Here is a 25419-nt window from a genome sequence, read left to right on the forward strand (position 1 = left end):
GGTTATCAAATGATAAGTAAATGGGGTGATACGATGAAGGTACTGGTCATTTACACGCATCCGAATCATCAAAGCTTAAGTTACTCGTTTTTGCAGAAAGTACTGGAGGGCAGCCGTGAGAATCCGGCGATTTCGCAAATCCAGACGCTCGACCTCTATGAAGAGGGCTTTAATCCGGTTCTGATCTTCAATGAGACCAAGCGGAGACGGGATATGCATACAGACCCTGCGCTGCAGAAGTACCGGGGGATGCTGCTGTGGGCGGATAAAATTGTCCTGGTCTACCCGATCTGGTGGGGCCGGCCGCCGGCCATGCTGCTCGGTTTTATCGACCAGATGTTCGCTTCGGGATTCGCTTACAGGGATAAGGGCGGATTGCTCCCGGAAGGGCTGCTGAAGGGCAGATCGGTCGTGTGCATCTCTTCTATGAAAGGGCCGGCGCTCTATCCTCTGTTCTGGCTGAATAACGCACATAAAGTGCTGATGCGGAAAGCGCTGTTCCGGTACGTGGGCATCCAGCGGGTTAAATTTTTCGAGTTCGGGAATATGGAAAGTCCAAAGGGAAGGCATAAAGCGAAGCTGGACCGGGTGTATCGGTATTTTAGAGCCGTCGCGCGTTGACCGGGTGTGGAGCAGGAAGGCGAATAGGGATTTTTGCGGGAAGGCTTGAAATGGGCGCCGAAATAGTTCAATATAAAGATATACGTAATTAAGAAAAAATCGGCTGCTGCGGCGGTCGGTTAGAGTATACCAATCTGTTGAACTAGGGGGATCCCATGGAAATAGGCATCAGTACCTTTGTGGAAACGACACCGGACGTAGAGACGGGTGAGGTCATCAGCCACGCGCAGCGTCTGCGGGAAGTGGTTGAGGAAATTGTCCTTGCCGACCAGGTGGGGCTGGACGTATTCGGAGTAGGCGAGCATCACCGGAAAGACTATGCAGCGTCCTCGCCGGCGCTCGTGCTGGCGGCGGCTGCGCCGCAGACCCGGCGAATCCGGCTCAGCAGCGCGGTCACGGTGCTGTCATCGGCCGACCCGGTCCGGGTTTTTCAGGATTTTGCCACGGTCGACGGGATTTCGAACGGACGCGCCGAAATCATGGCGGGCCGGGGGTCCTTTATCGAATCGTTCCCGCTGTTCGGATACGATCTGAACGATTACGACGAGCTGTTTGACGAGAAGCTCGATCTGCTGCTCAAAATCCGGTCTTCCGAGAAGGTGACCTGGGAGGGCCGCCATCGCCCGGCGATTCACAACCTGGGCGTGTATCCGCGCCCGGTTCAGGATCCGCTGCCCATCTGGATCGGCAGCGGGGGCAACCAGGAGTCGGTCATCCGTGCCGGCCTGCTGGGCCTGCCGCTGGTGCTGGCCATTATCGGAGGCAGACCGACGCAGTTTGCGCCGCTGGTGGAGCTGTACAAGCGGGCGGCTGCCCACGCGGGCCATGACGTGTCGAAGCTGGCGGTGGGCTCCCACTCGCACGGCTTTATCGCCGAGGATACGGAGAAGGCCGCCGATTTGTTCTTCCCGTCGACCCAATACAGCATGAATGTGCTGGGACGGGAGCGGGGCTGGGGCCATTATGACCGCAACAGCTTCGACAACGCCCGCAGCTTCGAAGGCGCTTTATACGTCGGCGATCCGGAGACGGTCGCCCGGAAGATCATCCATCTCCGCAAAAACGTGGGCGTTACGCGCTTTATGCTGCACGTGCCGGTTGGCTCAATGCCGCATCATCTCGTGATGCGAGCCATTGAGCTGCTCGGAACCGAGGTGGCGCCGCGGGTACGTGAGGAGATTACGAAATGGGAAGCCGCGGGAGAGCCGAGGGAGTAAGGCCTGCAGCCGGGGGCTCGCGAGTATGCGAGCAGCGGAAGGAATTACACGGCTGGCTGATCCGGTAGCGGGTAAGTGTGCTCAGGTGTTGAAAACTACAAAAAAAGAGGGGGCATGATCCCCCTCTTTTTTTGTGAGTTCAAGCCGTTGCTTGCCAGCATACGGGTGAAATAGATGCGCTTTTGCAAGGCAGTATTTTTCACTCCGAACCGGCAGGGCTGTTCAATTCCTGCGCGTACACATCATTCAAGCGCTCCGGCCAAGAGGTGAAGTTGATCAGCGCGTCATCCGCGTGCGTCAGCTGATCGATCGCCCCGATCGGGACAAGGCGGGCGATGGCGGAATCGGCGATTGCCTTCCGGCATGCCTCGACATAGCTTCCCGCATTCAAGACGGGATATGGCCGGACCGCGCCGTTAATTCCGACCTGAAAATCCCCAATCTGCGGCGGGATTTCTAGTGTAATCCCAAGCGCATTATGCCGCTCGGCCAGCTGGATCAGCACCTGATTGACAGCTTGCCCCCGCTTCCCCGAGTCGGCAGCGGCGAGGATGCCGTCAAGAACCGGGCCCACCGTGGGGGCAGCCCCAAGCCGGGAGAAGGCTGCTCCAAACCATTTGGGGTAAGGCCAGTACGTCCGCTCCTGCAGGAAGCACATCTCCATCATTCGGCGGACCAGGGTGCAGGCGATCAAAACGGAGCCTCGAAAGTCACCGGCTTCGGCTGTCCTGCCTATAAGCGGCTGCAAATTGCCGATCAAATGCCACTGGGACGCCAGCATCCAGAGCCAAATATCCTGCGGATACCACCCAAGCTGCCCGCGCATTCGGGACAGCTCACCGGCATCGTCATGAAACACGGCGCCTGCCGTAAATTGCAGCAGATGCTGCTGCGGGAGGGACAGCCACTGCTGTGGAGTGAGCGGGCCCCGTCCGTGGATACGCAGCTGGGAAACCAGCCAGTCCTCAAGGGTCGTCACGTGGACATGGTGCTGAACCGTCCCGTTCTGCCATGAAAAGAACCGCACGGGATATCCCATAAAACTATCCGGCAGCCCGCTGTCGACGCGCATGCTCACCTTTTCGACCTCGGCGGTTGAAACAAAAATCTGCAGCCTCGGTCCCCAACTGTGATCGGTGGAGCGCGGCTGGTCATACCCCAGCACTTCGGAGCCTTCGCCGATCAAAGCCGCTGCATGCGGGCATTGGATGAGCTTGCTGACGACTTCTTCATAAAACAACTGAGATAACTTTAATCCGGGAATAAATAAATTCAAGGTTCCCCATCCTCCTGATTAGCGGGGAAACACGCAGGTTGTCGGGCTAGTGATGCGCGATCCCCTTGTCGCTGCTGATATTATGATGAACTCTGCGGTAATCCTTACGCCACGCCCGGAATTGTGATCGTGACCGTCGTCCCTTCACCCTCAGCGCTTTCAAAACGGATCGATCCCTGGTGATTCTCGATGATTTTGTAGCTGACCATCAGGCCGAGGCCTGTTCCCTTGTCCTTCGTGGAATAGAACGGCTCGCCCAGCTTCGCCAGCTTGCTCTCGGGAATGCCGGAGCCGTTGTCGGCAAACCGCACGACGATGTTGTGGTTGTCGCTCAGGCTGGCCTGGATGTTCACTTCGCCGCCGCGCGGCATCGCTTCAATCGCATTTTTAAGCACGTTGATGAACACCTGCTTGAGCTGGTTCTCGACGCAGACTACCTTCATGCCCGGCTTCAGGTCGATGTTCATCTCCACATTGTTCATGTTGGCCTGCGATTCCAGCAGCATGATGACGTCATGCAGGATGGGCTCCAGGTCCATTTGGACAAAATCGACCGCCTGCGGCTTCGCCAGCACCAACAGCTCGCTGACGATCTGCTCGATGCGGTTCAGCTCGTTCAGCATGATCCCTATATATGAGTCGTTGCCCGTCCCCTTGTTGGACATCAGCTTGGTGAAGCCTTTCAGCGCGGTCAGCGGGTTGCGGATTTCGTGGGCGATACCTGCAGCCAGCTGGCCGACGGCCGACAGCATTTCGGTCTTGCGGAGCATCTCCTCCGCCTGTTTGCGCTCGCTGATATCCTCGGACAGTTTGACGAAATGGATGATCCCGCCCTTCTTGTCCTTGATCGGAATAAGCTTCACCGATTCCCAGTACAATTCCCCGTTCTTCTTGGTGCTGGTCAGCTCGCCTTTCCAGATGCCACAGTTTTTGGCCGTCTCCATGATCAGATCCACCGTGGGACTTCCCTCGGACGTCTTGCAAAAGGCCTTCAGGCTGTTTCCCCTTGATTCGGACAGGCTGAACCCGGTAATCTCGGTGAACTTCGGATTCACGTATTCAATCGATCCGCTGACGTCGGTAATGACGGTAATGCTCGGGCTTTGCTCGACCGCGTAGCTGAGCTTCGTCAGCTCTTCATTGACCGCCTTGAGATCCGTGATGTTCACGAACGTCAGCACGACCCCGCTAATAAAATTCTGCTCCGTCCGGTAAGGCAGGATGCGCATACTGTACCAGGTGCCGTCTTGGCTCTGGATCTCTTTCTCGAATGGAACGAGCGTTTGCAGCACCTGCTTTGCATCGGCCACCAGCGTATCGTATTTAAAATGGTGGGAGATGTGCTCGATCGGCCTGCCGTAATCGACCTCCAGCAGGTTGATCTCCTTCGTGATGGCCGGAGTAAAGCGGCGGATGCACATCCGTTTGTCCAGAAAAATGGTGCCGATGCGCGTGCTGACCAGAAAATTGTTCATGTCGTTATTCACGTCGGTGAGCTCCTGGATTTTAAACTGGTATTCCGTGTTGACGGTCACCAGCTCCTCATTCACCGATTGCAGCTCTTCGTTGGCGCTCTGCAGCTCCTCGTTTGCGGCCACAAGCTCTTCGTTTGTCGCCTGCAGTTCCTCGTTGGACGTCTCGAGCTCCTCGACGGTGGCTTGAAGCGATTCCTCCGCCATCAGGAGCGCCTGCTCCAGCTCGATGATCCGGGAGCTCACGTTGCGGTCAATTTCGAACGGCTCCAACACCATTTGTGCCGCGGCCTCCGGTTCCTCGGGATCCATGAACAGGATGAGCACGTACTTTTCAAACGCTTTATTCTTCAGCGAAAACGGCCGAATGTGCAGGTCCACCATCCTTTCACCGGTGTTGGTGGCGATGCTGAGCGAGTGGTAGACGACGCCGCGCCGCTCCTGACGGACTTTCTGGACGGCGGACGAGACCGCGACGGATACGTTCGGGTCGATCATTTTGTACAAATTCCAGCTTGGTTTGCCTTGGGCAAGCGTCAAATAATCGTTGATCGCTCCATTCAGGTGAATGACATCGTTGTTCTGATCCACGATCATGCCGGGCGGAATGTGCTCCTCGACCAGCGCCCCCTGCAGATCGTCCAGACGTTTAGGCGATGCCGGGTCGCGGACGGCAGCCGGGGGAGGCGCGGTTTTACGGTAGGACTGGGTCTGCGAAATCCGCCCTTCGAGTGAAAACAGCCGTGTTTCCGATTCGGCTTTTCCGTTCTTGTGCGAGAAAATGTTCCAGCGCCGGTCCACAAATTCAAACTGCCCCGCAAAGCGCCCGATCGTTTCGCTGGGTCCGAGGAACAGGAAGCCTTCCGGATTCAGCGCAAAATGAAACAGGGACAGCACCTTCTGCTGCATTTCCGGCTGCAGGTAAATCAGCATATTCCGGCAGGTGATCAGGTCGAGATTCCGGAATGGGGGGTCCTTGATGATGTTTTGCGGAGCGAACACAACCATCTTGCGGATGTCTTTGCTTACCTGGAACATATCGTCGTCCTTGATAAAGAAGCGCTCCTGGTCTTCTTCCGACAAGTGGCTGATGTTGCTCTGCGTATAGATGCCTTGGCTGGCGTATTCAATCGATTCCTTGTCCAGATCGGTGGCGAAAATTTTAATCAGATATTGCTCATCCAGCGTATCCGCGTATTTGCGGAGCAGCATCGCGATCGAGTAGGCTTCCTCCCCCGTCGAGCACCCCGCCACCCAGACGCGGATTTCCTTGGAGAGGCTTTTGCGCTCGAAGATTTCCGGGAGCACCTTGTCATATATGGTCTGGAACGCTTCGGGATCCCTGAAAAAATTGGTGACGCCGATCAGAAGATCCTTCCGCAGCGCCTGCAGCTCCTCGCGGTGTTCCTCCAGATAAGTCATGTAAGCCGCCATAGACGGGGCGTTATGGATGGCCATCCGCCGCTCGATCCGCCGCAGCACGCTGTTCCGTTTATAATAGGTAAAATCCACGCCACAGTCCTGGCGGATTTTCTCAAAAATGAGCTGAATGTATTGCTCGGTTGTAATGGTTTCCCGGACCGTTGTCATGCTCTCGTACTCTGCGCCATGAGCGTGCTGCATCAGCCTTTCTGTCATTTCCTTCGGGGCCAGCACCACGTCGGCGTTACCGGACAGCCTTGCACTGCTGGGCATCCCGTCAAATTTAGCTGATTGACTGTCCTGTACAATGACGAGTCCCCCGGCTTCCTTAATGTCATGTATTCCCCGTGAGCCGTCGGTGCCGGTCCCGGACATAATCACGGCTACGGCTTTGGTGCCGTAGGCCATGGCAAGTGAGCGGAAAAACATATCGATCGGCAGGTGCAGGGCTGTAGGCGGAATGGAATCGGTCAGCTGCAGACGTCCTTCCAAAACGGTGAGGATTTTACGTGGAGGGGTCAAATAAATATGATTCGCGTTGATTTTCATGCCGTGCTTGGCTTCGCGAATGGGCATGGAAGTGTATTTGCGCAAAATCTCGTCCATCAGGCTTTTGTAATCCGGAGAAAGGTGTTGAACGACAATGAAGGCCATCCCCGTGTCTGTCGGCATTTGGTCAAAGAAAATCTCCAATGCTTCCAGTCCGCCGGCTGATGCACCCAGACCCACCACAAAGCTGGGGTCCAATTCCAGTGCATCCTTATTCACGAGCGTCAGTTCTTGTGTCGATACCGGTGCTGCAGCTTGCAGCTCATTACGTCCATTCCCGTTCATCCGCGTCTACCCCTTCCGTTATCATTCTTGAAAAGCAATCAATCTTGATCTGCTTCAAGCCGATTTATCGCATCGGTCAGGTACTGGCCGAAGGCCCGTTTGGTGGGCTCGTCCAATTCGTCCACTGTGGAAAGAGATTGCTGAAGGTATCGGAAGTTATCCGTCAGCGTACGCGTTTCCATGCCGTAGGTGTTCAGAATACCATTCAGCCAAACGGCATAATCGCTAAATACCCGTGAATCGTCAAGTTCGAGTGCCGTTTCCAGATGACGCATATGGTGTGCATTATCATCCTTGCATTTCTGCACTCCTTTCTCGCCGTATCGGTCTATGAGTGAAGGGTCGGCTTCGTAAATCAGCTGCGTCACCCGATCAATCAGTCGTTCGTATTTGCCGGCTTGTTTCATCGGGCGACCACGTTGTACTTATTGACCTGTGGGACGATCGCTGCCAGCTCCTGATCCGGGTACTGCTTCTCCAGCTCATGGACCCGCTTGAAATCTTCCCCCCTGGCCCAACGGAGGTAGTCTTCTTTGGTTTCCCAAGTGATTTGTACCGTCAGCTCATGAGGCTTGCGTTCATTCTGCAGCAGCATGAAGGATTGGAAGCCTGGAGCCTGATCCACCAACTTGGATCGGTGGTTGTAAATATGGATAACTTCGTCGGCCTTATCAGCAGGGACAACGACAGTTGAGTGAACGATATACATGCATGTTCCTCCTTGCCTCTCGGATGAGGGCTAATTATATTATAATAAAGATCATGGGTATAATCTCCCAAAGTTTTCAAGTCTTTCATTTTTTATTTGTGTTCATCGTAGAGGAACAGGCCCAAGGTCGTCAAATTCGACAAAACCTGTGTTGAATCTACATTCCCTTCTTTTTGTATGGATGATAGTATATAAGTCTGATATATGATTGGTGATATATCCATAACCGACGGAAAAGGAGGCTGCCGCTGCATGAATATGGGCATTGAACAACTCGCTGAACAAATGATTGGCGGAAGGACAGAAGAATGCTGGGCCAGCCTTGTGGAGCAAGTTGAGTCCGGCAGGAACAGCCTGTATATCTATGAGCAGTGGCTGGCGCCGGCCATGCGATACGTCGGTTCGCTGTGGGAGCAAAATTTGATAACGGTGGCCGATGAGCATCTGGCCTCAGGCGTCTGCGATATATTGATGACCCGGTATGCCGCGCTAGTGAAGCCGGAGCAGCCGAACGGAAAGAGAGGCATGTTTCTCTGCGTGGAGGAAGAAGCGCATTATTTCGGTCTGAAAATGGTATCGGCCCTCTTCGAAGAGCGCGGGTTCGCCGCCCGGTTTTACGGCCCGAATCTGCCACTGAAGGATGCCCTTCTTGGCGCCATGAACTGGAAGCCGGATGTGATCGGCCTTTCGGTCTCCATCGTGTATCATTTACCCAAGCTAAAGCAGTACGTAAACGCACTCGGGAGCCTGCCCGGCAGTCCTGCAGTTATCATTGGCGGCCGCGTGATCGAACCGTACGGAATTGATCAGGGCTTGGCCGATCAGGCCGTGTTTGTGCCAACTTTACTCGAATTAAACGATTGGATCGATTCCTATTTATTCGCTGATGCGAAGCAGCAGATCGTGAGGTAATGACCGTCCATGGACATGACGCAAATACCGGTCCCTTATTTTTGCATTGACCGGGATTATCATATTTTAACCGCCTCCAGGCAGGCCGAAGCGACATTTGCTGAAGCCGGCTCCCTGCTCGATCTGCTCGACGAGGGCTCGGTGGACAAAGCGATTACCTACATTGCACCTTCCCATGCCAACGTGAAAGTGGAACTGATCATGAAGACCCGTTCCGCCCCGCTTGCTTTGGTTGACGTCTATCAGTCCTGGGACGAAGAAGGGACAGGACATATCGTCTGCATCTGTCAGAGCCGGGAGTTCCAGATGGTAACAGAGCAGCTCCATAGGCTGCACGAAGATTTAAAGGAGCCCGAGCGGAAGCATCCGGCGGTCAAGGTCCCCTCTGGCGGGGGGGCGGTGACGATGCGCATCCGCGAGCTTTCCGCCGCGCTTACAACGATCGGCGAGCTGGTGGATATGCTGTATCCCAGCCTGCTGGAGATGAACCAAACCGTCTATGCGGACATTATCAAGCAGCAAATCGACCGGGCGCTGCAAGAGGCGGCGGCAAGTTTTCCGCAGGCCGGCAAGCATTGGCCCGGCAGATGAACTGGCACAGGAGCTGTGTCGCTGTAAAATTATTGGCCTAACAAAATGAAGCTGAAACTGGAGCGCCGCCAGGCTGGGCGGTTGTCAGCATTGAAGAGAAGCCCTGTCTACCTATCTATAGGAGACGCGGTTTCTTTTTTATAACCGGAACATGGATGACATGACGAAAACGGAGCCCGTATCCTGAGAATATGGGTTTCAAGGCCTTTCTGGCGAGGGCTCTATATAAATGGTCATATTCCCCTTTCGACTTCGGTTGCAGGTGAATAGGATAAAGGAATGAAGTGGGAAGGAGGAATAGGCATGATGCTGATCCAATCACCATCGGCTGATACGTGCAGATCGTATGTCGGCAAGCACGTTTGTGCGGTTCTTAAGGATGGTACGCAAGTGTATGGCACGATTAAGGGAGTTTCGGATCATGGACTGGAGCTCGGCGACGCGGCTCCCCGTGCGACCGTTCTGTCCACGAATCCCGGAAAAGCCAGCAAGCAGCTGAGCGAGCTGCAGCAAAAAGCCAAGACATCCAGCTACACGGGATACGGTCCTTACGGCCGCGGCTATGGCGGCTACGGTTACGGTTACCCGCCAGGATACGGGGCTTTAGCCTGGACTTCCATTGCTTTATTATTCCTGATACCGTTCCTCTTCATCTAAATAGAATAGACGATATATACTGGCGCTTCGCTGGATGTGAACTGATCTCTGCAGACGATAGGGAATGCAGGGATCTTTTTTTAAGAGAAAAACGGGAGACCTGTCCGTCCGCCATGGCGGGCCGATGACCAGACGGAGTGCCTGATGGAGGCGAGAAACGTTGAAGTACTTTGATATGCTGGCTGCGCTGGGTGAAGGGGCTGCTCATCCAGGCGGCTTTGACAGCACCTTGGCACTCCTTGAGCGCGATACCATACCGGCCGGAGCGAATATTCTGGAGGTGGGCTGCGGAACCGGGAGAACGGCCTGCCACTTGGCGAAAATGGGTTACCGGGTAACCGCCGTCGATGTTCATCAGGGCATGATCGGGAAAGCCCGCCGGCGCTCCGAGGCCATGGAAGTGGAGGTTGATTTCCGGATTGCGGATGCCGCCTCACTTCCGTTTGAAGCCGGCGGGTTCGATGTCGTTTTTGTCGAGTCGGTTACCGTATTTGTGGACATTCCGGCTGCCTTGCGGGAATACCACCGTGTGCTCAAGGACGGCGGACTGTTATATGACCGTGAAATGGTCCGGAAGCAGGACTGTTTGGGACTGAGGGAAGCGTCGCAAGAGCTGTACGGCGCCCGGGATATTCCCTCGTTGGAAGAATGGGAGCAGCTATTGAAGCAGGCGGGTTTCCGCAGTCTGGATGCGCGGCTTCCTTCGGACCGCCTGGCCTCGCTGCAGGAGCAGGGAGTGAGCATATCCTTTGATCCATACCAAATGTTCGATATAGAGTGGCTTGACGATCCGGCAGCGCTGCAGCTGCTGCAAAGGAATCATCAGTTCTACGACGAGTTCGGCGATGTATTGTCTTATGTGGTATGGATTGGAAGCAAGGGATTGGCGAGCGGATCAGATAGCTGAAAAGCGAGGTGATTTTCATGAAGCAGGAGTACGTTGTCGATCCTAAACAAGCCGCCCAGTTGCTGGGTCAGCCGGTTTGGGTGGTGCTCAAGGATGGCACGCAGTATGTGGGATACGTAACGGGCATTGAGAACGGGCAGGTTGTTCTGTCCGCGGCCAGAGGACGGTCGAAGATGACGGGCCCGCCTACGCGGGAGAAAGAAGTACAGGTATCCGGGATCTTCAGCGCCTTGTTTGGCGGCGGCCGTCAGCCCAATGCGCAGGGTCAGACTACAGGCCAATCCGGAGGACTTATGGGCATGTTCGGCCAGATTATCCCGAATATTCGGGTGGGTATGAACATGCTGCAAATGATTATGCCGCTGATGGGGGCTTTTAAAATCTAAAGGGGCGAGCCGCAGGAGCTGCTTCTAGGAGCTTTTTGGAACAAAAGGCCATTCCGTGTGGGAATGGTCTTTTTTGTAGTTTCGATCAGCGGGAAGCCGATGTAAAATGAAGGAAAAGGATGGTTGGAAAGGGTGTTTCGAGCATGGACACTAGAGCGTGCGGGATCGAAGAAGTTCGAGAGCTGTTGCAGGAATACATAGGAGGGCTGTCTTCGCCGTTTGATACCTTTTTGGAGCAGTATATTCTGGAATCACAATATTACATCATCCTGTCTGAAGACGCGCCGCTTGGATATTACGCCGTCCATGACAACAGTTTGCTGACCCAGTTTTATCTCCGCCGGACACATCAGAGGCATGCGCAGGTCCTGCTGCGGCGGGTGCTGGAAGAGCATCAGGTGAGTGAGGTGTTCGTGTCGACGGGAGATGAGCTCCTGCTCAGCCTAGCCCTGGATTTTGATATGACTATCGCCAAGCAGGCCTATTTCTTTCAGGACAGCGGAATGGACTTGACGAGTGATCGAGGGCCCGAACCAGGCATATTACGTCCCGCGGAGCTTGCCGATCTGGAAGACATCCAGCGGGTAAGCGGAGATTTTCTGGGTGGTTCTTGCGCATTGCGAATACAAAAAGGGGAGCTCTTTACCTGGTATCAGGGCAGCGAACTGCTAGGTATCGGCATTGTGGAGCGCTCGGTCTTGATCGACGGCACCGCCAGTATCGGCATGTTCACGAATGAGTCGTACCGCCATCAGGGAGTAGGCCGAAGCATCATTTTATGGCTGAAAGCTTGGTGCCATGCCCAGGGGATCCGGCCGCTCAGCGGCTGCTGGTATTACAACGAGGCGTCCAAGAGGACGCTGGAAAGTGCAGGGATGGTGACCCGGACCCGGTTGCTGAGGATGGAGGCTGCGGGGCAGGAGGGATAAAAGAGAAACGGCCAAGGATGTTGGCCGTTTTTTTGTTGCATTATTCGCCTTCTGAAGTGGGGTTTGGGCCGACGTTTGATATGTTCACATCGCGGGTTTCCTCTTCGGACAGGTTGCCTGCCTTGTCTCTGAGGCCAGAGATAACCATGCGGAATTTTCCCCTTTCGTTCAAGAGCAGCTCGTTAAGCACGGAGTCGGTGAGAGTTATAGTAAATTGCTTGGGGTCTTCGCTTAACGCAACTTTGAACTCTTCATCTTGAAGTAAATATCCGTTGTCATTACCAAACTCGCCGCTTGAAGAATAGGAGATGCTTTTAACGAGAGGGAGAACATCCATTTGGTGAAGATCTTGATCTACCGTTAAAGTGATAACGCCGTCTTGGTAAGTCGCCTCGGTAACGGATGGTGCAAGGTCAAATTGTACCGGCAGATCAACTCTTGTTGAGTTTCTTCCTCTGTATTGTAACTCTTTAGGGTAAACTGAAATGCAGCTTTTGTTGTTTCAGTAGCCTTTTCGGTGGGCCGGATGTGGAGTCCATCTTCAGCGGGCTCAATGGCGATAGGGGCTGAACCAGAGCTTACCTCTATTGTGCCTACCAGATGGTCCCCTTCAAAAACTTTGAAATTGTGTTGAGTTGAATTATAGATCATTTTTAAAGATTTACCGTGCCACTTCACCTGAATCCAATCGTTGATATCTCTGTCTGTACTAGAAGGATTATAGGTATAGGTAAAATCTTTAAGAACGGCACCTTCCTTACCTAAAAGGAAGGAGGATTCCCCTTCATTCGTTAAAGCGATCTTAGGATTATCTTGAAGCACGATTTTAGAAGACGGCGCCGACATGCGCCCTTCGTTGTCTCCGAAATATACCTTGTATTCTCCGGCTGTCAACAATGATGTTCCGATTTCCGTGACCTGATTCGCATTAAGAACTGATCTCACGAACAAATCAGGCAGTGAATCTAGGTCCGTCTTGCTCGTTGGAGTTGCTGCATAAGGCACCACATACACTTTGCCTACTTTGCTGCTAATCAATTTGATCGGATCTCCAATATTTAGTGGAGACGAAGACACCAAGGTCACCGCCGAAGCCGACGTTTCCGGCTGGCTAGGCGTGCTGCCGCCGCTATTGCTGCTTTCGCCCGATGTAGATGGCACCGTAGTCACCGGAGGGGTTGGAGTAGTCGGCTTGGTCGGTTCATCTGGCGTGGTTGGAGCCGGGTCCGGCTGCGCAGGCGGAGCTTGGCTGCCGATGATCTCCTTGGCGTCAAAAAAACGGCTGGCTACCTGTGCCACTGCTTCTCTGGCCGCACCCCCTTTAGGATCAAATTTGCCGTCGGTGCCTCCCTTGATCAATCCGAGCTCAACCGCGGCGCCGACTGCATCCTTGGCATAGTCGGAAATGGAGCTTGCATCGGAAAATTTCAAATCGGCCCCTTTCCCCTGGACATCAACGCCCAGAGCCCGGGTGAACAGTACCGCCATATCCTGGCGCGACAGGTTGGAGCCGGTGCCGAAAGTTCCATCTCCCTGACCCTTGATCAGTCCAGCCTTAACAGCGGCCTCGACAAAGGCATAGGCATAGCTGTCCGGAGGTACGTCCGAGAATGTCGGCGACTTTGGTGTACTGGAAACGTCCAGACCTAATGCCTTGGCAAGGATGATGGCAAAATCCTGTCTTTCAATTTTTCCGGCAGGGTCGAATTTGCCGTCGCCCTTTCCGTTAAGGATACCCTTTTCGACTAACTCGTTAATGGCATCCTTGGCGTAAGATCCGCCGATATCCGAGAACGTGGTGGATGCCGCACTTACGGAAGGCATAGTGATGGCACTGAGCAGCGCCGCGGACGTGAGGACTTTCATCAACGTATTTCTCAACCTATTTCCCCCTATGGAACATGAAATAATAACCAATAAGCCTAATCTGAATTGTAGTGATTCTCAGGTGTATTTCAATCAAAATTTTCGCAGTTTGAAAACATGCCCTCAGGGCAATCCTTGAATGGACAACGGACTCAATAGTGGATTGGAATCGCAGGTAAAGAGTGGGCCACCTTATAAAAGTTAGCAAATTACTTTTTATTTTTGATAATCGGAGTATAATGTTCAGTGTGAAAAATAGCACGAGCGAAAGGAGGGAGCGAGATTGACAGATTCTTTTCCCAGCCATGACATGGAGATGATTGTGACCTGGGGGGACTGCGATGCGGCGGGAATCTCCTATTACGCCAAGGCTTTTGACTGGTTCACGAACGGGCGCATGAGATTCATGCACGTATACGGATTTCCTTACATGGAAACCTTTCATGGTAAAGGCATTTCGCTGGTTTGCTTAAAAGCGGATTGCGATTATAAAAAAATGCTCCGCCCGGAGGAGCCCGTCACGGTCCGCACATCGCTGACAGCCCTGTCGCGGAGCCGGATGACGTTCACCTATCAAGTGCTGAAGCAGGACGGAAAGCTGGCGTGCGAGGGGACGACGTCCCACACGTATGTGGATGACCAAGGTCTTCCGTTTAACGTGGAGAAGCGTTTCCCAGAGTTGTGGAAGCAGATCAGCAGCATATGGAGCGGCGCATTGACAGGCAAGTCATCGGCACAAGCTTAAACTACAAGCAAGAACGATATAGGTTGTGGCACAAAAAGAGAGGAGGTGCTTTCGGAGTGAAGGAACGCGTGGTGATTACAGGCATGGGGGCCGTAACCCCGGTCGGCATCGGCGTGCCGGCTTACTGGGACAATCTCTTGAAGGGACACAGCGGGATCGGAAGTATTACGCGGTTTGACGCCTCGGAGCTTCCGGTCAAGATCGCGGCGGAAGTCAAAGCGTTTAACCCCACGGACTACATACCGAAGAAGTTAGCTGGACAGACCGATATTTTCATGCAGTTTGCTATGGTCGCAGCCCAAGAGGCGCTGGCTGACAGTAAGCTGGACGCGAAGCCAGAGCGGGTGGCCATCGTGGTGGGAACGGCGCTGGGAGGCATCACGACGGCAGCGGCGGCGCAGGAGCAGATGACCGGAACGGGAAGCGCCCGGGTGAGCCCGTATTTGGTTCCCAAAATCCTCGGCAACATTGCAGCCGCCCAAATTTCGATCGCGTATGGCTTCAAAGGTCCGAGCTATACGGTCAACACCGCCTGCTCTTCCGGTGCGGACGCCATCGGCATGGCTTCCATGCTCCTGCAGTCCGGGCAAGCGGATGCGGTCGTGGCCGTCGGAGCGGAATCCATCCTGTGCGGACTGATGGACGCCGGTCTGGCGTCGGCCCGGGCACTGTCGACCCGGAACGACGACCCGGCTAAAGCAAGCCGGCCGTTTGACCTCAATCGCGACGGGTTCGTGATGGGCGAGGGAGCCGGTGCGGTCATTCTGGAAAGGCTCGAATCGGCCGAAGGCCGGGGAGCCGACATCAAGGCAGAGCTGCTCGCCCACGCCAACTGCTCGGATGCCTACCACGTGACTTCGCCGGAACCCGAGGGATCCGGGGAGGTGCGGTGCATGGAACAGGCCTTGGATCAGGCCGGCCTGGCTCCGTCCGACGTGGATTATATTAACGCGCACGGAACGTCCACGCCGCTTGGCGACCGGATCGAAGCCAAATCCCTGAAGGCCGTGTTCGGCGAAGGGGCAGGCGGAATCCCGGTCAGCTCGACCAAAGGGGCAACCGGCCACTTGATGGGGGCGGGCGGCGTCACGGAGCTGATTGCCTGCATTCAGGCGATCCGCGAGGGGATCGTACCGCCGACGCTTAATCACGAGCAGCCGGATCCGGAATGCGATCTGGATTATGTGCCGAATGAGGCGAGAGCGGCGAAGGTCCGTATCGCGATGTCCAATTCTTTTGGCTTCGGCGGACAGAATACGTCCCTGATCGTCGGGAAATACAACGGAACCAATTAAGAAGCGGACGGGCGAGAGACCCGGTTCCGCTTTTCGAAGTCTCGTAAAGATTTGATTTTGAATATGAAGGAAGGAAGTTAGATGGGTACCATGGAACAACAATTTACCTATGATGTTCGGATGTTTAAAGATACCTTTGAAAATGAGTTTACGTATATCAACGGATTTATGCGGAACGTGCACCGGTTTGCCGGACGCCCGGCCTTGACCGATCCGGTGCGGGAGCACACCTGGACATACGCCCAGCTGAACGGCGAAGTAAACCGCCTTGCACATGCCCTGCTCGAAGACAGAGTCGGCAAAAATGAGGTTGTGGTGTACCAGCTGCTCAACTCGCCCGAATTCGTGTTCAGCTACCTGGCTCCGCAAAAAATCGGCGCGATCAACTGCCCGATCAACTTCAAGCTCTCCCCCGGAGAAACTGCGTTTATCCTCGATGACAGCAAGCCAGCCGTTTACATCTACGACGCGGAAATCAAGGAAACGGCAGAGCAGGCGCTGGCCATGGCCAAACACCGCCCCCGCCGGATCGTGATGGTCGACATGAACGGCAATCAAGAGGCCCCTGCGGATCACATCACCTACAGCGATTATGTGCAGGACAAGCCGGAGCATAACCCGGACATCGAGCGGCCCTCCCATATCTACGATGAAATTACGCGCCTGTATACCTCGGGAACCACCGGCCAGCCAAAAGGGGTTCCGATCAACAACATTAACGACATCCTGTCCGCCCACGACGTGGCGATGCATTTTCCTCTCAACCCTACCGACAAAACGATGAATATGAGCCCTTGGTTCCACCGCGGAGGCATCCATTCCGGAGGACCGACTCCATCCCTGTATGTGGGGGCCGAAATCGTCATTCTACGATACTTCCATCCGAAAACATGCTTGGAACTCGCCGAGAAATACAACTTGACCTTCCTGATCGGGGCTCCGCCAATGCTCAAAATGCTCTATGACGCCCAAAAGAAAAACCCTGTGGACCTGTCTAAATTAAAAGGCATCGTGACGATGGGAGCGCCGCTGGAGCGGGAGGACTGCATCAAATTCCAGGAGACGCTGACGCCGAATATTTTCAACGGCTACGGCACGTCGGAAGCGTTCTGGAACACGTTCCTCCGTCCTTACGATCTGCCGGAAATGGCGGGATCGGCCGGACGTTCCTGCACCGACGACGATGTCGCGGTGGTCAAGGTCTACCCGGACAAACGGGCGGAACCGGATGATGTCGTGGCGCGCGATGGCAGCGAGGTAGGCGAGATCATCGTCAAGTCGCCGGGTAAATCCACGTATGCCTATGTGAACAATCCGAATGAGAGCGAGCGGGTATTTTATAAAGGCTGGGTGTACATCGGGGACATGGGAACCTGGGACGAGAATGAGTTCGTGACCGTGGTCGGCCGGAAAAATGACATGATCGTCTCCTCGGGCGAAAATATCCACCCGGTGCAAATCGAGGAAATTCTGAACCAGCACCCGCAAGTGAAGGAGTCGGTCGCCGTCGGCGCGCCGGACGAGCTGCGCGGCGAATCGATCGTCGCTTACGTGATCAAGGAGGATCCGGAGCTGACGGCCAAAGAACTGAACAAGTACTGCAGCGATCATCCAATGCTGGCCAATTACAAGAAGCCGCGCTTCTACCGGTTCATTGACGAGCTGCCGTATACGGCAACCGGCAAGAAAAAGCATTTTGTCGTGAAGCAGATGGCGGTAGAGGACCAGCAGAAGGGATTGTTTGAAAGACAATAAAGCTGGCGGAAAACACTGTCTACGGTTCGTTAAAAAAAGAATAAGCTTCGGCGAAAGGGCACCCACCAGGGGTGTCCTTTCTTCTGCCGCCTTCGGCCTGACGTAGGGAAAGGGCGAAGTTACTTTGAGCGAAGGAGGAGGTGCAAGGCGGTTGGAGATGCCGCCGAACATCGAACCGAAATGTGGGACCCCGGATGGCTTAACCATTGGGTGCCGGCAGTAACGCAGAAAGAGGCCTATTTTCTGCAGGCAAAACGGTTGTCGGCCGTACCTTTTATCCTTATAATATGGTAATACGGTAATCAGATAAAGAACGAAAGCCATACAACAAGGAGAACGAGATGAAGCGAATAGCGATTGCAGGCAGCAGCGGAGGCAACCTGTTTAACCTCGGCGGCAAGGATCCCGAGAAACTGATCGGGGAGATCAAGGCGCAGTGTCAGAGCGCAGGCGTGGACATCGGACTTGTGCAGTTCATTGCCGCGTCCGAGTCGATGGACGTGGCGAAGGACCACACCGCCGCCATGCTGTACGGATGGAATGAGGATGAGCAGCGTCTGGAGAAGCGCTATGAAGGGACGCTGAAGGATACGAACGAAGCGGCGGCGGAAGCGGATGCGGAGCTGGCAAACCGGATCCGCTCCGGCGGCATCGACGGGCTGATCGTGATGAGCGCCGATCCGCAAGGGTCTAACCGGCAGGCGGTGCAGGCCGCGGCCGAGGCGGGAATTCCCGTCGTGGGAACCGGCGGGACATCGATGGCGATGATCAGCTCGAAGGGAGCGAATGTCATCGCCACGTCGGGCACGACCGGGACGACGAACCGGACGCGAGCCGTTTCGTTTATGACGTCCCTGTGCAAGTACTGGGGGATCAAATACATCCCGGTGCTCGGAAGCGCCGGGGAGAAGTCCGCTGCACCTGCGGGGAACCCGCTGCGGCGGATCAATTTGAAGGGCATCATGCAGTCCTCGCTGCCGGGCTTCATCGCCATGGCGATCGTGCTGGCGATCAGCCAGATTCCGGCGCTGAAGGGACTCAGCGAGGTGTTCGACCTAATGCTCAAGGCGCTGCCGGTCGTGCTGGCGGTTGTGGCGGCCAAGCAGATTTCCGACATGGACGAGGTGTCCATCGTCGCGGGCGTCATCGCCGGGGTGCTGTCGGTGAACGGCGGCATTATCGGGGGCATCATCGGTGGGATTGGCGCCGGCTTGCTGGTGCAGTACTTATTCGTCAAATGCGTGCAGTGGAAGTTTCCGATGACGACGGTCAACATCGTGGCCGGAGGATTAGCGGGACTCATATCCGGATTGATCATGTATTATTTGATCGCCCCGTTTGCCCTGCAGCTCGGCGAGTTCATTAAATACATCATCAATCAGGCGATTTCATTGAATCCGATCATCGCGGGCGTGGTTGCAGGCCTTCTGATCTGGCCGGCAATTATCGGCGGCGTGTATCATGCGGCGATTCTGCCGATCGTCCTGCTGGAAATGGAGAAGACCGGCAACAGCTTCCTGGGGGCCATCGACATGGTCGGCCTCGTAATGGTTTCCGCGGGAATCACCCTGGCCAACATCATCGCTCCGCGGGACCGGGGAGAGGCGGCAGTGGCCGCGCCGGGCTTTCTGATCAACATGGGCTTCGGCACCTTTGTCGAGGCGGCGTACCCGTTTATGTTCTCAAACAAGGTCGTTTTTGCGGGCGCCATTGGGGCAGCCGGCGTCGGCGGGGGACTGGTAGGATTGTTTAACGTCCGCGGAACGGCGTACGTTCCGTCCTTTATGGGGCCGTTTCTGTCAAACAACGTGGTCGGCTTTGCCGCGGCTATGCTGGTGGCGCTGATTCTGGCCATGCTGGTGACGCTGGTGGCGAACAAGGCGTGGAGAACGGGCCGAAAGTCCGAACAGAAGACGGAAATCGAGGCGTCAGCCTAACATTTGCCCATCCCTTCCGCGTACATGCATTGCGGTTAGGATAAAATGATGTAGTGTCAGATCTGAGCATGGATAGGTCCTGGAAGCAAAGCTTCCCGGGCCTTTTTCGTCGTCATCGGGTAACACATCCATTTATTCGAAATCTGCAAGAAATCCGATCGTACCGCCGTGCCAACCGCATGGAGTTAAGATTTTTCTTTCTTCCCATGGGTCCGAAATTGGACTAACATGAAAGGTAACTGTAACTGCCGCTGGCAGGGTTCACCGGACTGCACTCTGCGGACGGGGGTTTCAATCTCAGACATCCGGGGTGTGAACATGAATGGTTTGATCGGTCTTTTATGTTTAATATGGGGTTTCAATTGGGTTTTTATGAAGCTGGCCAACGGCGTGTTTCCGCCGGTGCTTTTTGCCGGCTACCGCTTTGCGCTCGGGGCGCTCGTACTCCTGGCGGTTTGTTATTTCCGCAGGGTGCCGCTGCCCCGCTGGAAGGATTTGAAGTGGTACATCGTATGCGGCATTTTGCAGACGATGTATTTTAACCTGGCGATCCAGATTTCGCTGGAGGATCTAAGCGCCGGCCTGACATCGGTCCTCACGTACAGCATGCCGCTCTGGCTGACGCTGATGGCCCATTTCTGGCTCCCGGGAGAAAAGCTGCGCTTGCGCAAGCTCGCCGGCATTATCATCGGCATCATCGGGCTCTTCATCGCCATGGATGCCCACTGGGGAGGCAGCACAGGAGCGCTGATGCTTGCGGTGTCCTCAGGTCTGTCCTGGGCGTTGTCCAACCTGCTTATCAAGCGAAAACTCGCGGGCAGCGACATGCTCCAGTTTACGACCTGGCAGATGGTGGCCGGCGCGGTAGGGCTGCTGCTGTACTCGGCGATCTTCGAGCACGGGACGAGCCACTGGGGCGTCATGCCGGTCGTGTACGTCGTGTTCTCGGGCGTCGTCGGCTCAGCGCTGGCGTTTGTGATGTGGTCGTACATTTTGTCCAAGGTGGAGGCCAGCAAAGCCTCAATTTCGCTGCTGCTGGTGCCTGTCGTCGGGGTCATCTGCGGATGCCTGTTCCTGAAGGAAAACCTGAATCCCGTCGTGGCGGTCGGCATTGTGCTTGTGCTGCTGGGGATCTGGCTCGTCAACGGGGGCGGGAAGCCGAAGGCGGAAATATCGGCGGACGGCCCAAGCTTAGGGAGCAAACCATATGAACCTGGGCTGCACAATATCCCAAGAGGTGCCACTGAACACTCACTTTATCGTAAAGGGGAATGAACTCATGAAATACCGTTACCTTGGCCATACCGGACTGGAAGTATCCGTCCTGGGATTAGGCACGAACGCCTTCGGAAAGCGGGCGGATCAGGATACCTCCATCCGGATCATCCACCACGCACTGGATAGCGGGGTGAACTTTATCGACACCGCCAATATTTATGCCGGGACCGAGTCGGAACGCATCATCGGCCTGGCGCTGGAAGGCAGACGGAAGGAGGCGGTGCTTGCCACCAAGGCCGGGCTGGTCATGGGGCAGGGCCCTAACGGCCGCGGTTCTTCCCGCTACCATCTGATGACGGAGCTGGAGAACAGCCTGAGACGGCTGCGCACGGATTACGTCGACCTGTACCAGATTCATACGTTTGACCCGCATACTCCGCTGGAAGAAACGCTCCGGGCGCTGGACGATATGGTCCGCTCCGGCAAAGTCCGCTACATCGGCGCGTCCAATTATGCCGCCTGGGAGCTGATGAAGGCGATCGGCATCAGTGAAGCCAAAGGGCTCAACCGGTTCGTGTCCACACAAGTCAGCTACTCGCTTGCAGACCGGACGCCGGAGCGGGAGCTGGTCCCGATGTGCCAGGATCAAGGCGTCGGCATCATCCCTTATTTTCCGCTGGCCGGGGGCATCCTCACCGGAAAGTATTCGCTGGAGAACCGGGCGCCGGAGCAATCCCGGGCCGATACCGATCCGAACTTCAGCCGGTTTGTCATTGACCGCAACATCCGGCTTGGCCAGGAGGTTGGACGGCTGGCTGCCGATCTGGAATTAGCGCCAAGCAGCTTGTCACTGGCCTGGCTGATGGCACGTCCGGCCGTTTCGACCGTCATCGTCGGGGCGACGCGCACGGGCCAGCTGGAGGACAACCTGCGCAGCGTAGAAATGACCTTGAGCGCGGAGACGATCCAGGAACTGGACCGCATCAGCGAGCCGTTCCGAAGCGGTGAGCCGTTCGCTACCTACCGTTTGTCCTAAGCCATAGACATGAACACATGCCCAGGCCCCCGCATAGCATATAGCACAAATGCAGCAGGGGAAGGGTGTGACCGGTATGGTCATTCATTTAACAGCCTTACACTATGTGTACTTGGCGTTTATCGTTTTTATTATGGCGCTGCTGATTAAGCGGCGGGATACGACGATGATCTGCGTGGCAGGCATTTTTGTGCTCGGATGGCTGGCGACCGAGACGCTGAGCGGCTCGGTGTCGGGCGTCTTTAATTCTTTTATTTATGCGACCAAAGAGCTGATGGGCACCATCATGATCATTTCAATTATCGTGGCGATGAGCCGGGTGTTGATCCGCACCGGCATTAACGAGACGATGGTTGCGCCGCTGACGCGGTTTATCCGGACGCCGGCGGTCGCCTTCTGGGGAATCGGACTGATCATGCTGGTGACTTCCTTGTTTTTCTGGCCGTCGCCTGCAGTGGCGCTGATCGGAGCGGTGCTGCTCCCGGTCGCGACCCGCGTCGGTCTTCCCGCCCTTGGCGCGGCGATTGCGATGAACCTGTTCGGGCACGGCATCGCGCTCTCCGGGGACTATATTATTCAGGGCGCGCCCAAGCTGACTGCCGACGCGGCGGGCCTTCATGTATCGCAGGTCATGGAAGCGAGCGTTCCGCTCGTCATCGTGATGGGGCTGGTGACGACCGCAACGGCCTACTGGATGATGCGCCGGGATATGAAGAACGGCACGTGGCGGGACGGTATGGTCACCGGGTCCGGCGGGGCGGGTGCGCTTACGGGCGAAGGCGGGGGAGCGGAAGAGTCTGCGGCCCCGCTGTCGCCCCGCGTGAGGGTGTGGCTGGCCGTCATCATCCCGGTGTTGTTCCTGATTGACGTGGCCGCCATGTTTGTGCTGAAGCTGCAGGGCGGAGACGCCACGGCGCTCGTTGGCGGCACGGCCGTCCTGATCCTGATCGCGGTGACGCTGCTTTCGCACCGGAACCAGGGGCTTGAAAAGGTGACCTCTTACCTGATCGACGGCTTCACGTTCGGGTTTAAAGTATTCGGTCCGGTTATTCCGATCGCCGCCTTTTTCTACCTCGGCGATGCGGCGTTTACCGACCTCTTCGGCAAGGTGCTGCCGGAATCCTCAAATGGCATCGTCAACGACCTGGGCGCCGCGCTGGCGCATGTGGTGCCGCTGAACGGAGCGGTGGGCGCCGTCACGCTGACGATCACCGGGGCCATCACCGGACTAGACGGCTCCGGTTTCTCCGGCATTTCGCTCGCCGGCTCGATCGCCCAGCTGTTCGCGGCCGCCACGCATGCCAGTGCGGCCACACTGACAGCCCTCGGCCAGGTGGCGGCGATCTGGGTGGGCGGCGGCACGCTGATCCCCTGGGCGCTGATTCCCGCCGCGGCCATTTGCGGCGTCAGCCCGTTCGAGCTGGCGAGACGGAACCTGAAGCCCGTGCTGATCGGGCTGGCGGTGACCACGGCCGTGGCGATCTTTTTGGTATAGTTCGGGCTTTTATGGTTTCTTTCATCACATTCTTCACACAAGGCCTTCCCTAAGCGGAAGGCTTTTTTGTTGTTTTATGCCCTGCGGCGGTGTAAATGATTGAGGAGGGGATTCCTAGATATACCCGGAGTCGTTTGGCTGGGAAAGGGATACCCTAATGAAACCATACTATCGACAGAGATCGAGGTGTTATTCATGTTATCCGCCGTCAAGAGGTTTCTGATCGGCCGCCCGCTCAAGTCCGGCCAATTGGGTGAACAAAAACTGAATAAAACCAAGGCGCTGGCCATCCTGTCCTCCGATGCGTTGTCTTCCGTTGCCTACGGTCCCGAGCAAATTTTGCTCGTGCTGGTGACCGTCAGCACAGTAGCCTTCTGGTACACGATGCCGATCGGTTTCGGTATTCTGATTTTGCTGCTGGCCCTCATTTTATCGTACAGGCAGATCATTTTTGCTTATCCCCACGGCGGTGGAGCGTATGTCGTTTCCAAGAAGAACCTGGGGATCAATCCGGGACTGATCGCCGGCGGCTCGCTGCTGGTCGATTATATTTTGACGGTGGCGGTCAGCGTGTCCTCCGGGACGGATGCCATTACGTCGGCGTTTCCCGGCCTTCATCCTTATAATGTGGTTATCGCCTGTGCACTGGTCGTTCTGATTACCATTCTGAACCTGCGCGGGATTACCGAATCAGCTTCCATTCTGGCTTATCCGGTTTACCTGTTCGTGCTGGCGCTGTTCATTCTGATCGGGGTGGGCTTGTACAAAATCGCGACCGGACAGGTGCCCCCAACCCTGCACGCGCCAATAGGCACGCCGGTAGCGGGGATCTCCCTGTTTCTGCTGCTGCGGGCTTTTGCTTCAGGGAGCTCGGCGCTGACCGGGGTGGAGGCCATCTCCAATGCCATTCCGAACTTTCGCGACCCGGCGCCGAATAATGCCTCCAAAACCTTGATGGCGATGGGCACGCTGCTGGCGATCCTGTTCGCCGGCATCGTCTTTCTCGCTTACTATTATGGGATCGCACCGAATGAAAAAGAAACGGTCGTATCCCAAATCGCCTCCACCACCTTTGGGAGGAGCTTCCTGTATTATTTTATCCAGGCGACAACCGCCCTTATTCTTGTCCTTGCTGCCAATACCGGCTATTCCGCTTTTCCGCTGCTCGCCGTCAACCTGGCCAAGGATAAATACATCGCCCGGATGTTTACCGTCCGCGGGGATCGCCTGGGGTATTCTAACGGCATCATGTTTCTGGCCACGGCGTCGATCATTCTGATCATCGCCTTCAAGGGACGCACGGAGCATTTAATCCCTCTATATGCGGTGGGGGTATTCATTCCTTTTACGCTGGCCCAGACGGGGATGCTGGTCAAATGGATTCGTGAAAAGCCGAAAGGCTGGCTGGGCAAGCTGATCATCAACTTTGTGGGGGCGCTGATCAGCTTCACGGTCATGATGATTTTCTTTATTACCAAGTTTGGGCAGGTGTGGCCCGTGCTGATTTTCCTGCCGCTGATCGTTTATATATTTCATGCGGTCAAAAGGCACTACGAGGCTGTCGGCGACCAGCTGCGGATTACGACCTGCGAGCCGGCCGTTCCCGTCGAAGGAAATGTGATGATCGTGCCTGTCGCCGGGATTACCCATGTGGTGGAGAACTCGATTAATTACGCCAAGTCGCTGTCACCCGACCAGATCATCGCTGTTTACGTAGCCTATGACCGGGAATCGGAGCGGAAGATGGAGGAGAAGTGGAAGCAGTGGCAGCCCGACATTCGGCTGGTGACGCTGCTGTCGCCTTACCGCAGTATTATCCAGCCGCTGACGAAATTTGTGGATACCGTGGAGTACAAAGCTTCAGAGTCGCACTACCGGGTGACGGTGCTTATTCCGCAGTTTATCCCCAAGAAGAGCTGGCATAACATTTTGCATAACCAGTCGAGCCTGCTGATCCGTGCCTTTTTGCTCTACCGGAAAAATATCATCGTCACCACGGTGCCGTACCATTTAAAAAAGTAGCAAGTTTACCCGTTACAAAAAAGAAGCTGCCGACCGGGTTCTTCCGGAGCGGCAGCTTCTTTCCTTGAAGATCAATGATGCGAATCCATATTGGATTCGTGATTTGCGCTTTGTCTC

At 55.6% G+C, this 25419-nt stretch carries 22 protein-coding genes; 16 read left to right on the forward strand and 6 right to left on the reverse strand.

The annotated features are described in order from the left end of the window. Positions 1–33 precede the first annotated feature (33 nt). Both FHS19_RS26195 and FHS19_RS26200 read left to right on the forward strand, forming a co-directional pair. Positions 34–621: an NAD(P)H-dependent oxidoreductase gene (locus FHS19_RS26195; protein ID WP_183585250.1), complete on the forward strand. Its 588-nt coding sequence runs from the start codon at positions 34–36 to the stop codon at positions 619–621. Positions 622–776: 155 nt separating this feature from the next. After that, positions 777–1838: an LLM class flavin-dependent oxidoreductase gene (locus FHS19_RS26200; RefSeq protein WP_183584735.1), complete on the forward strand. Its 1062-nt coding sequence runs from the start codon at positions 777–779 to the stop codon at positions 1836–1838. Between the two features lie 199 nt (positions 1839–2037). Here the strand turns inward: FHS19_RS26200 and FHS19_RS26205 are convergent, their stop codons facing one another. From FHS19_RS26205 to FHS19_RS26220, 4 genes are all read right to left on the reverse strand, one after another. Beyond that, entirely contained in the window at positions 2038–3114 is a 1077-nt protein-coding gene (locus tag FHS19_RS26205) for a DUF4037 domain-containing protein (protein ID WP_183584736.1), read from the reverse strand. A 104-nt stretch (positions 3115–3218) separates the two neighbouring features. Next, positions 3219–6842, reverse strand: coding sequence for a CheR family methyltransferase (locus FHS19_RS26210; protein WP_183584737.1), 3624 nt, complete (start codon positions 6840–6842; stop codon positions 3219–3221). 38 nt (positions 6843–6880) lie between these two features. After that, entirely contained in the window at positions 6881–7249 is a 369-nt protein-coding gene (locus FHS19_RS26215; RefSeq protein WP_183584738.1) for a hypothetical protein, read from the reverse strand. Next, positions 7246–7551, reverse strand: coding sequence for an antibiotic biosynthesis monooxygenase family protein (locus FHS19_RS26220; protein WP_183584739.1), 306 nt, complete (start codon positions 7549–7551; stop codon positions 7246–7248). Before FHS19_RS26220 ends, FHS19_RS26215 begins: the two co-directional genes overlap by 4 nt. Positions 7552–7803: 252 nt before the next feature. Here FHS19_RS26220 and FHS19_RS26225 point away from each other — a divergent pair, with 252 nt between their 5' ends. The 6 genes from FHS19_RS26225 (at position 7804) to FHS19_RS26250 (ending at position 11933) form a co-directional block, all read left to right on the forward strand. Beyond that, positions 7804–8463 carry a cobalamin B12-binding domain-containing protein gene (locus FHS19_RS26225; protein WP_183584740.1) on the forward strand — a complete coding sequence of 220 codons (660 nt, stop codon included), beginning with the start codon at positions 7804–7806 and terminating at the stop codon, positions 8461–8463. A 9-nt stretch (positions 8464–8472) separates the two neighbouring features. Further along, positions 8473–9054: a hypothetical protein gene (locus tag FHS19_RS26230; protein WP_183584741.1), complete on the forward strand. Its 582-nt coding sequence runs from the start codon at positions 8473–8475 to the stop codon at positions 9052–9054. 303 nt (positions 9055–9357) lie between these two features. Further along, entirely contained in the window at positions 9358–9711 is a 354-nt protein-coding gene (locus FHS19_RS26235) for a hypothetical protein (RefSeq protein ID WP_246426832.1), read from the forward strand. A gap of 160 nt (positions 9712–9871) precedes the next feature. Beyond that, on the forward strand, positions 9872–10618 hold the full coding sequence (locus FHS19_RS26240; RefSeq protein WP_183584742.1) for a class I SAM-dependent methyltransferase: 747 nt from the start codon (positions 9872–9874) through the stop codon (positions 10616–10618). Positions 10619–10635: 17 nt separating this feature from the next. Beyond that, positions 10636–11004: an LSm family protein gene (locus FHS19_RS26245; RefSeq protein ID WP_183584743.1), complete on the forward strand. Its 369-nt coding sequence runs from the start codon at positions 10636–10638 to the stop codon at positions 11002–11004. A gap of 143 nt (positions 11005–11147) precedes the next feature. After that, entirely contained in the window at positions 11148–11933 is a 786-nt protein-coding gene (locus FHS19_RS26250; protein WP_183584744.1) for a GNAT family N-acetyltransferase, read from the forward strand. 40 nt (positions 11934–11973) lie between these two features. On the opposite strand, the gene FHS19_RS26255 is transcribed toward FHS19_RS26250, so the two are convergent. After that, the gene (locus FHS19_RS26255; RefSeq protein ID WP_183584745.1) at positions 11974–12270 is read right to left on the reverse strand and encodes a hypothetical protein; all 297 of its coding nucleotides are present in this window, start codon (positions 12268–12270) and stop codon (positions 11974–11976) included. Between the two features lie 23 nt (positions 12271–12293). Continuing rightward, a complete protein-coding gene (locus FHS19_RS26260; RefSeq protein ID WP_183584746.1) occupies positions 12294–13814 on the reverse strand; it encodes an S-layer homology domain-containing protein in 1521 nt (506 codons plus the stop codon). 268 nt (positions 13815–14082) lie between these two features. Between FHS19_RS26260 and FHS19_RS26265 the strand changes: the two genes are divergently transcribed. The 8 genes from FHS19_RS26265 (at position 14083) to kimA (ending at position 25302) form a co-directional block, all read left to right on the forward strand. Continuing rightward, a complete protein-coding gene (locus FHS19_RS26265; RefSeq protein WP_183584747.1) occupies positions 14083–14544 on the forward strand; it encodes an acyl-CoA thioesterase in 462 nt (153 codons plus the stop codon). A gap of 56 nt (positions 14545–14600) precedes the next feature. Continuing rightward, the gene (fabF, locus tag FHS19_RS26270) at positions 14601–15839 is read left to right on the forward strand and encodes a beta-ketoacyl-ACP synthase II (protein WP_183584748.1); all 1239 of its coding nucleotides are present in this window, start codon (positions 14601–14603) and stop codon (positions 15837–15839) included. A gap of 81 nt (positions 15840–15920) precedes the next feature. Continuing rightward, entirely contained in the window at positions 15921–17594 is a 1674-nt protein-coding gene (locus FHS19_RS26275) for a class I adenylate-forming enzyme family protein (RefSeq protein WP_246426833.1), read from the forward strand. Positions 17595–17935: 341 nt separating this feature from the next. Beyond that, positions 17936–19531: a PTS sugar transporter gene (locus FHS19_RS26280; protein WP_183584749.1), complete on the forward strand. Its 1596-nt coding sequence runs from the start codon at positions 17936–17938 to the stop codon at positions 19529–19531. Positions 19532–19849: 318 nt separating this feature from the next. Next, positions 19850–20806, forward strand: coding sequence for a DMT family transporter (locus FHS19_RS26285; protein ID WP_183584750.1), 957 nt, complete (start codon positions 19850–19852; stop codon positions 20804–20806). 4 nt (positions 20807–20810) lie between these two features. Continuing rightward, positions 20811–21785 carry an aldo/keto reductase gene (locus tag FHS19_RS26290; protein ID WP_183584751.1) on the forward strand — a complete coding sequence of 325 codons (975 nt, stop codon included), beginning with the start codon at positions 20811–20813 and terminating at the stop codon, positions 21783–21785. Between the two features lie 76 nt (positions 21786–21861). Beyond that, positions 21862–23280, forward strand: coding sequence for a hypothetical protein (locus FHS19_RS26295; protein ID WP_183584752.1), 1419 nt, complete (start codon positions 21862–21864; stop codon positions 23278–23280). Positions 23281–23475: 195 nt separating this feature from the next. Next, entirely contained in the window at positions 23476–25302 is a 1827-nt protein-coding gene (gene kimA, locus FHS19_RS26300; protein ID WP_183584753.1) for a potassium transporter KimA, read from the forward strand. Positions 25303–25419 lie beyond the last annotated feature (117 nt).

It is taken from the genome of Paenibacillus rhizosphaerae, assembly GCF_014192015.1.
Classification (GTDB): domain Bacteria; phylum Bacillota; class Bacilli; order Paenibacillales; family Paenibacillaceae; genus Paenibacillus_AQ; species Paenibacillus_AQ rhizosphaerae.

What these genes read in the sequence shown, in the direction of transcription:
- FHS19_RS26215 (WP_183584738.1), bottom strand. Translation starts at nt 7,249, where the DNA reads ATGAAACAAGCCGGCAAATACGAACGACTGATTGATCGGGTGACGCAG.
- FHS19_RS26250 (WP_183584744.1), top strand. Translation starts at nt 11,148, where the DNA reads ATGGACACTAGAGCGTGCGGGATCGAAGAAGTTCGAGAGCTGTTGCAG.
- FHS19_RS26225 (WP_183584740.1), top strand. Translation starts at nt 7,804, where the DNA reads ATGAATATGGGCATTGAACAACTCGCTGAACAAATGATTGGCGGAAGG.
- FHS19_RS26220 (WP_183584739.1), bottom strand. Translation starts at nt 7,551, where the DNA reads ATGTATATCGTTCACTCAACTGTCGTTGTCCCTGCTGATAAGGCCGAC.
- FHS19_RS26275 (WP_246426833.1), top strand. Translation starts at nt 15,921, where the DNA reads ATGGGTACCATGGAACAACAATTTACCTATGATGTTCGGATGTTTAAA.
- FHS19_RS26200 (WP_183584735.1), top strand. Translation starts at nt 777, where the DNA reads ATGGAAATAGGCATCAGTACCTTTGTGGAAACGACACCGGACGTAGAG.
- FHS19_RS26210 (WP_183584737.1), bottom strand. Translation starts at nt 6,842, where the DNA reads ATGAACGGGAATGGACGTAATGAGCTGCAAGCTGCAGCACCGGTATCG.
- FHS19_RS26195 (WP_183585250.1), top strand. Translation starts at nt 34, where the DNA reads ATGAAGGTACTGGTCATTTACACGCATCCGAATCATCAAAGCTTAAGT.
- FHS19_RS26295 (WP_183584752.1), top strand. Translation starts at nt 21,862, where the DNA reads ATGGTCATTCATTTAACAGCCTTACACTATGTGTACTTGGCGTTTATC.
- FHS19_RS26290 (WP_183584751.1), top strand. Translation starts at nt 20,811, where the DNA reads ATGAAATACCGTTACCTTGGCCATACCGGACTGGAAGTATCCGTCCTG.
- FHS19_RS26285 (WP_183584750.1), top strand. Translation starts at nt 19,850, where the DNA reads ATGAATGGTTTGATCGGTCTTTTATGTTTAATATGGGGTTTCAATTGG.
- FHS19_RS26245 (WP_183584743.1), top strand. Translation starts at nt 10,636, where the DNA reads ATGAAGCAGGAGTACGTTGTCGATCCTAAACAAGCCGCCCAGTTGCTG.
- kimA (WP_183584753.1), top strand. Translation starts at nt 23,476, where the DNA reads ATGTTATCCGCCGTCAAGAGGTTTCTGATCGGCCGCCCGCTCAAGTCC.
- FHS19_RS26235 (WP_246426832.1), top strand. Translation starts at nt 9,358, where the DNA reads ATGATGCTGATCCAATCACCATCGGCTGATACGTGCAGATCGTATGTC.
- FHS19_RS26230 (WP_183584741.1), top strand. Translation starts at nt 8,473, where the DNA reads ATGGACATGACGCAAATACCGGTCCCTTATTTTTGCATTGACCGGGAT.
- FHS19_RS26255 (WP_183584745.1), bottom strand. Translation starts at nt 12,270, where the DNA reads ATGGATGTTCTCCCTCTCGTTAAAAGCATCTCCTATTCTTCAAGCGGC.
- FHS19_RS26280 (WP_183584749.1), top strand. Translation starts at nt 17,936, where the DNA reads ATGAAGCGAATAGCGATTGCAGGCAGCAGCGGAGGCAACCTGTTTAAC.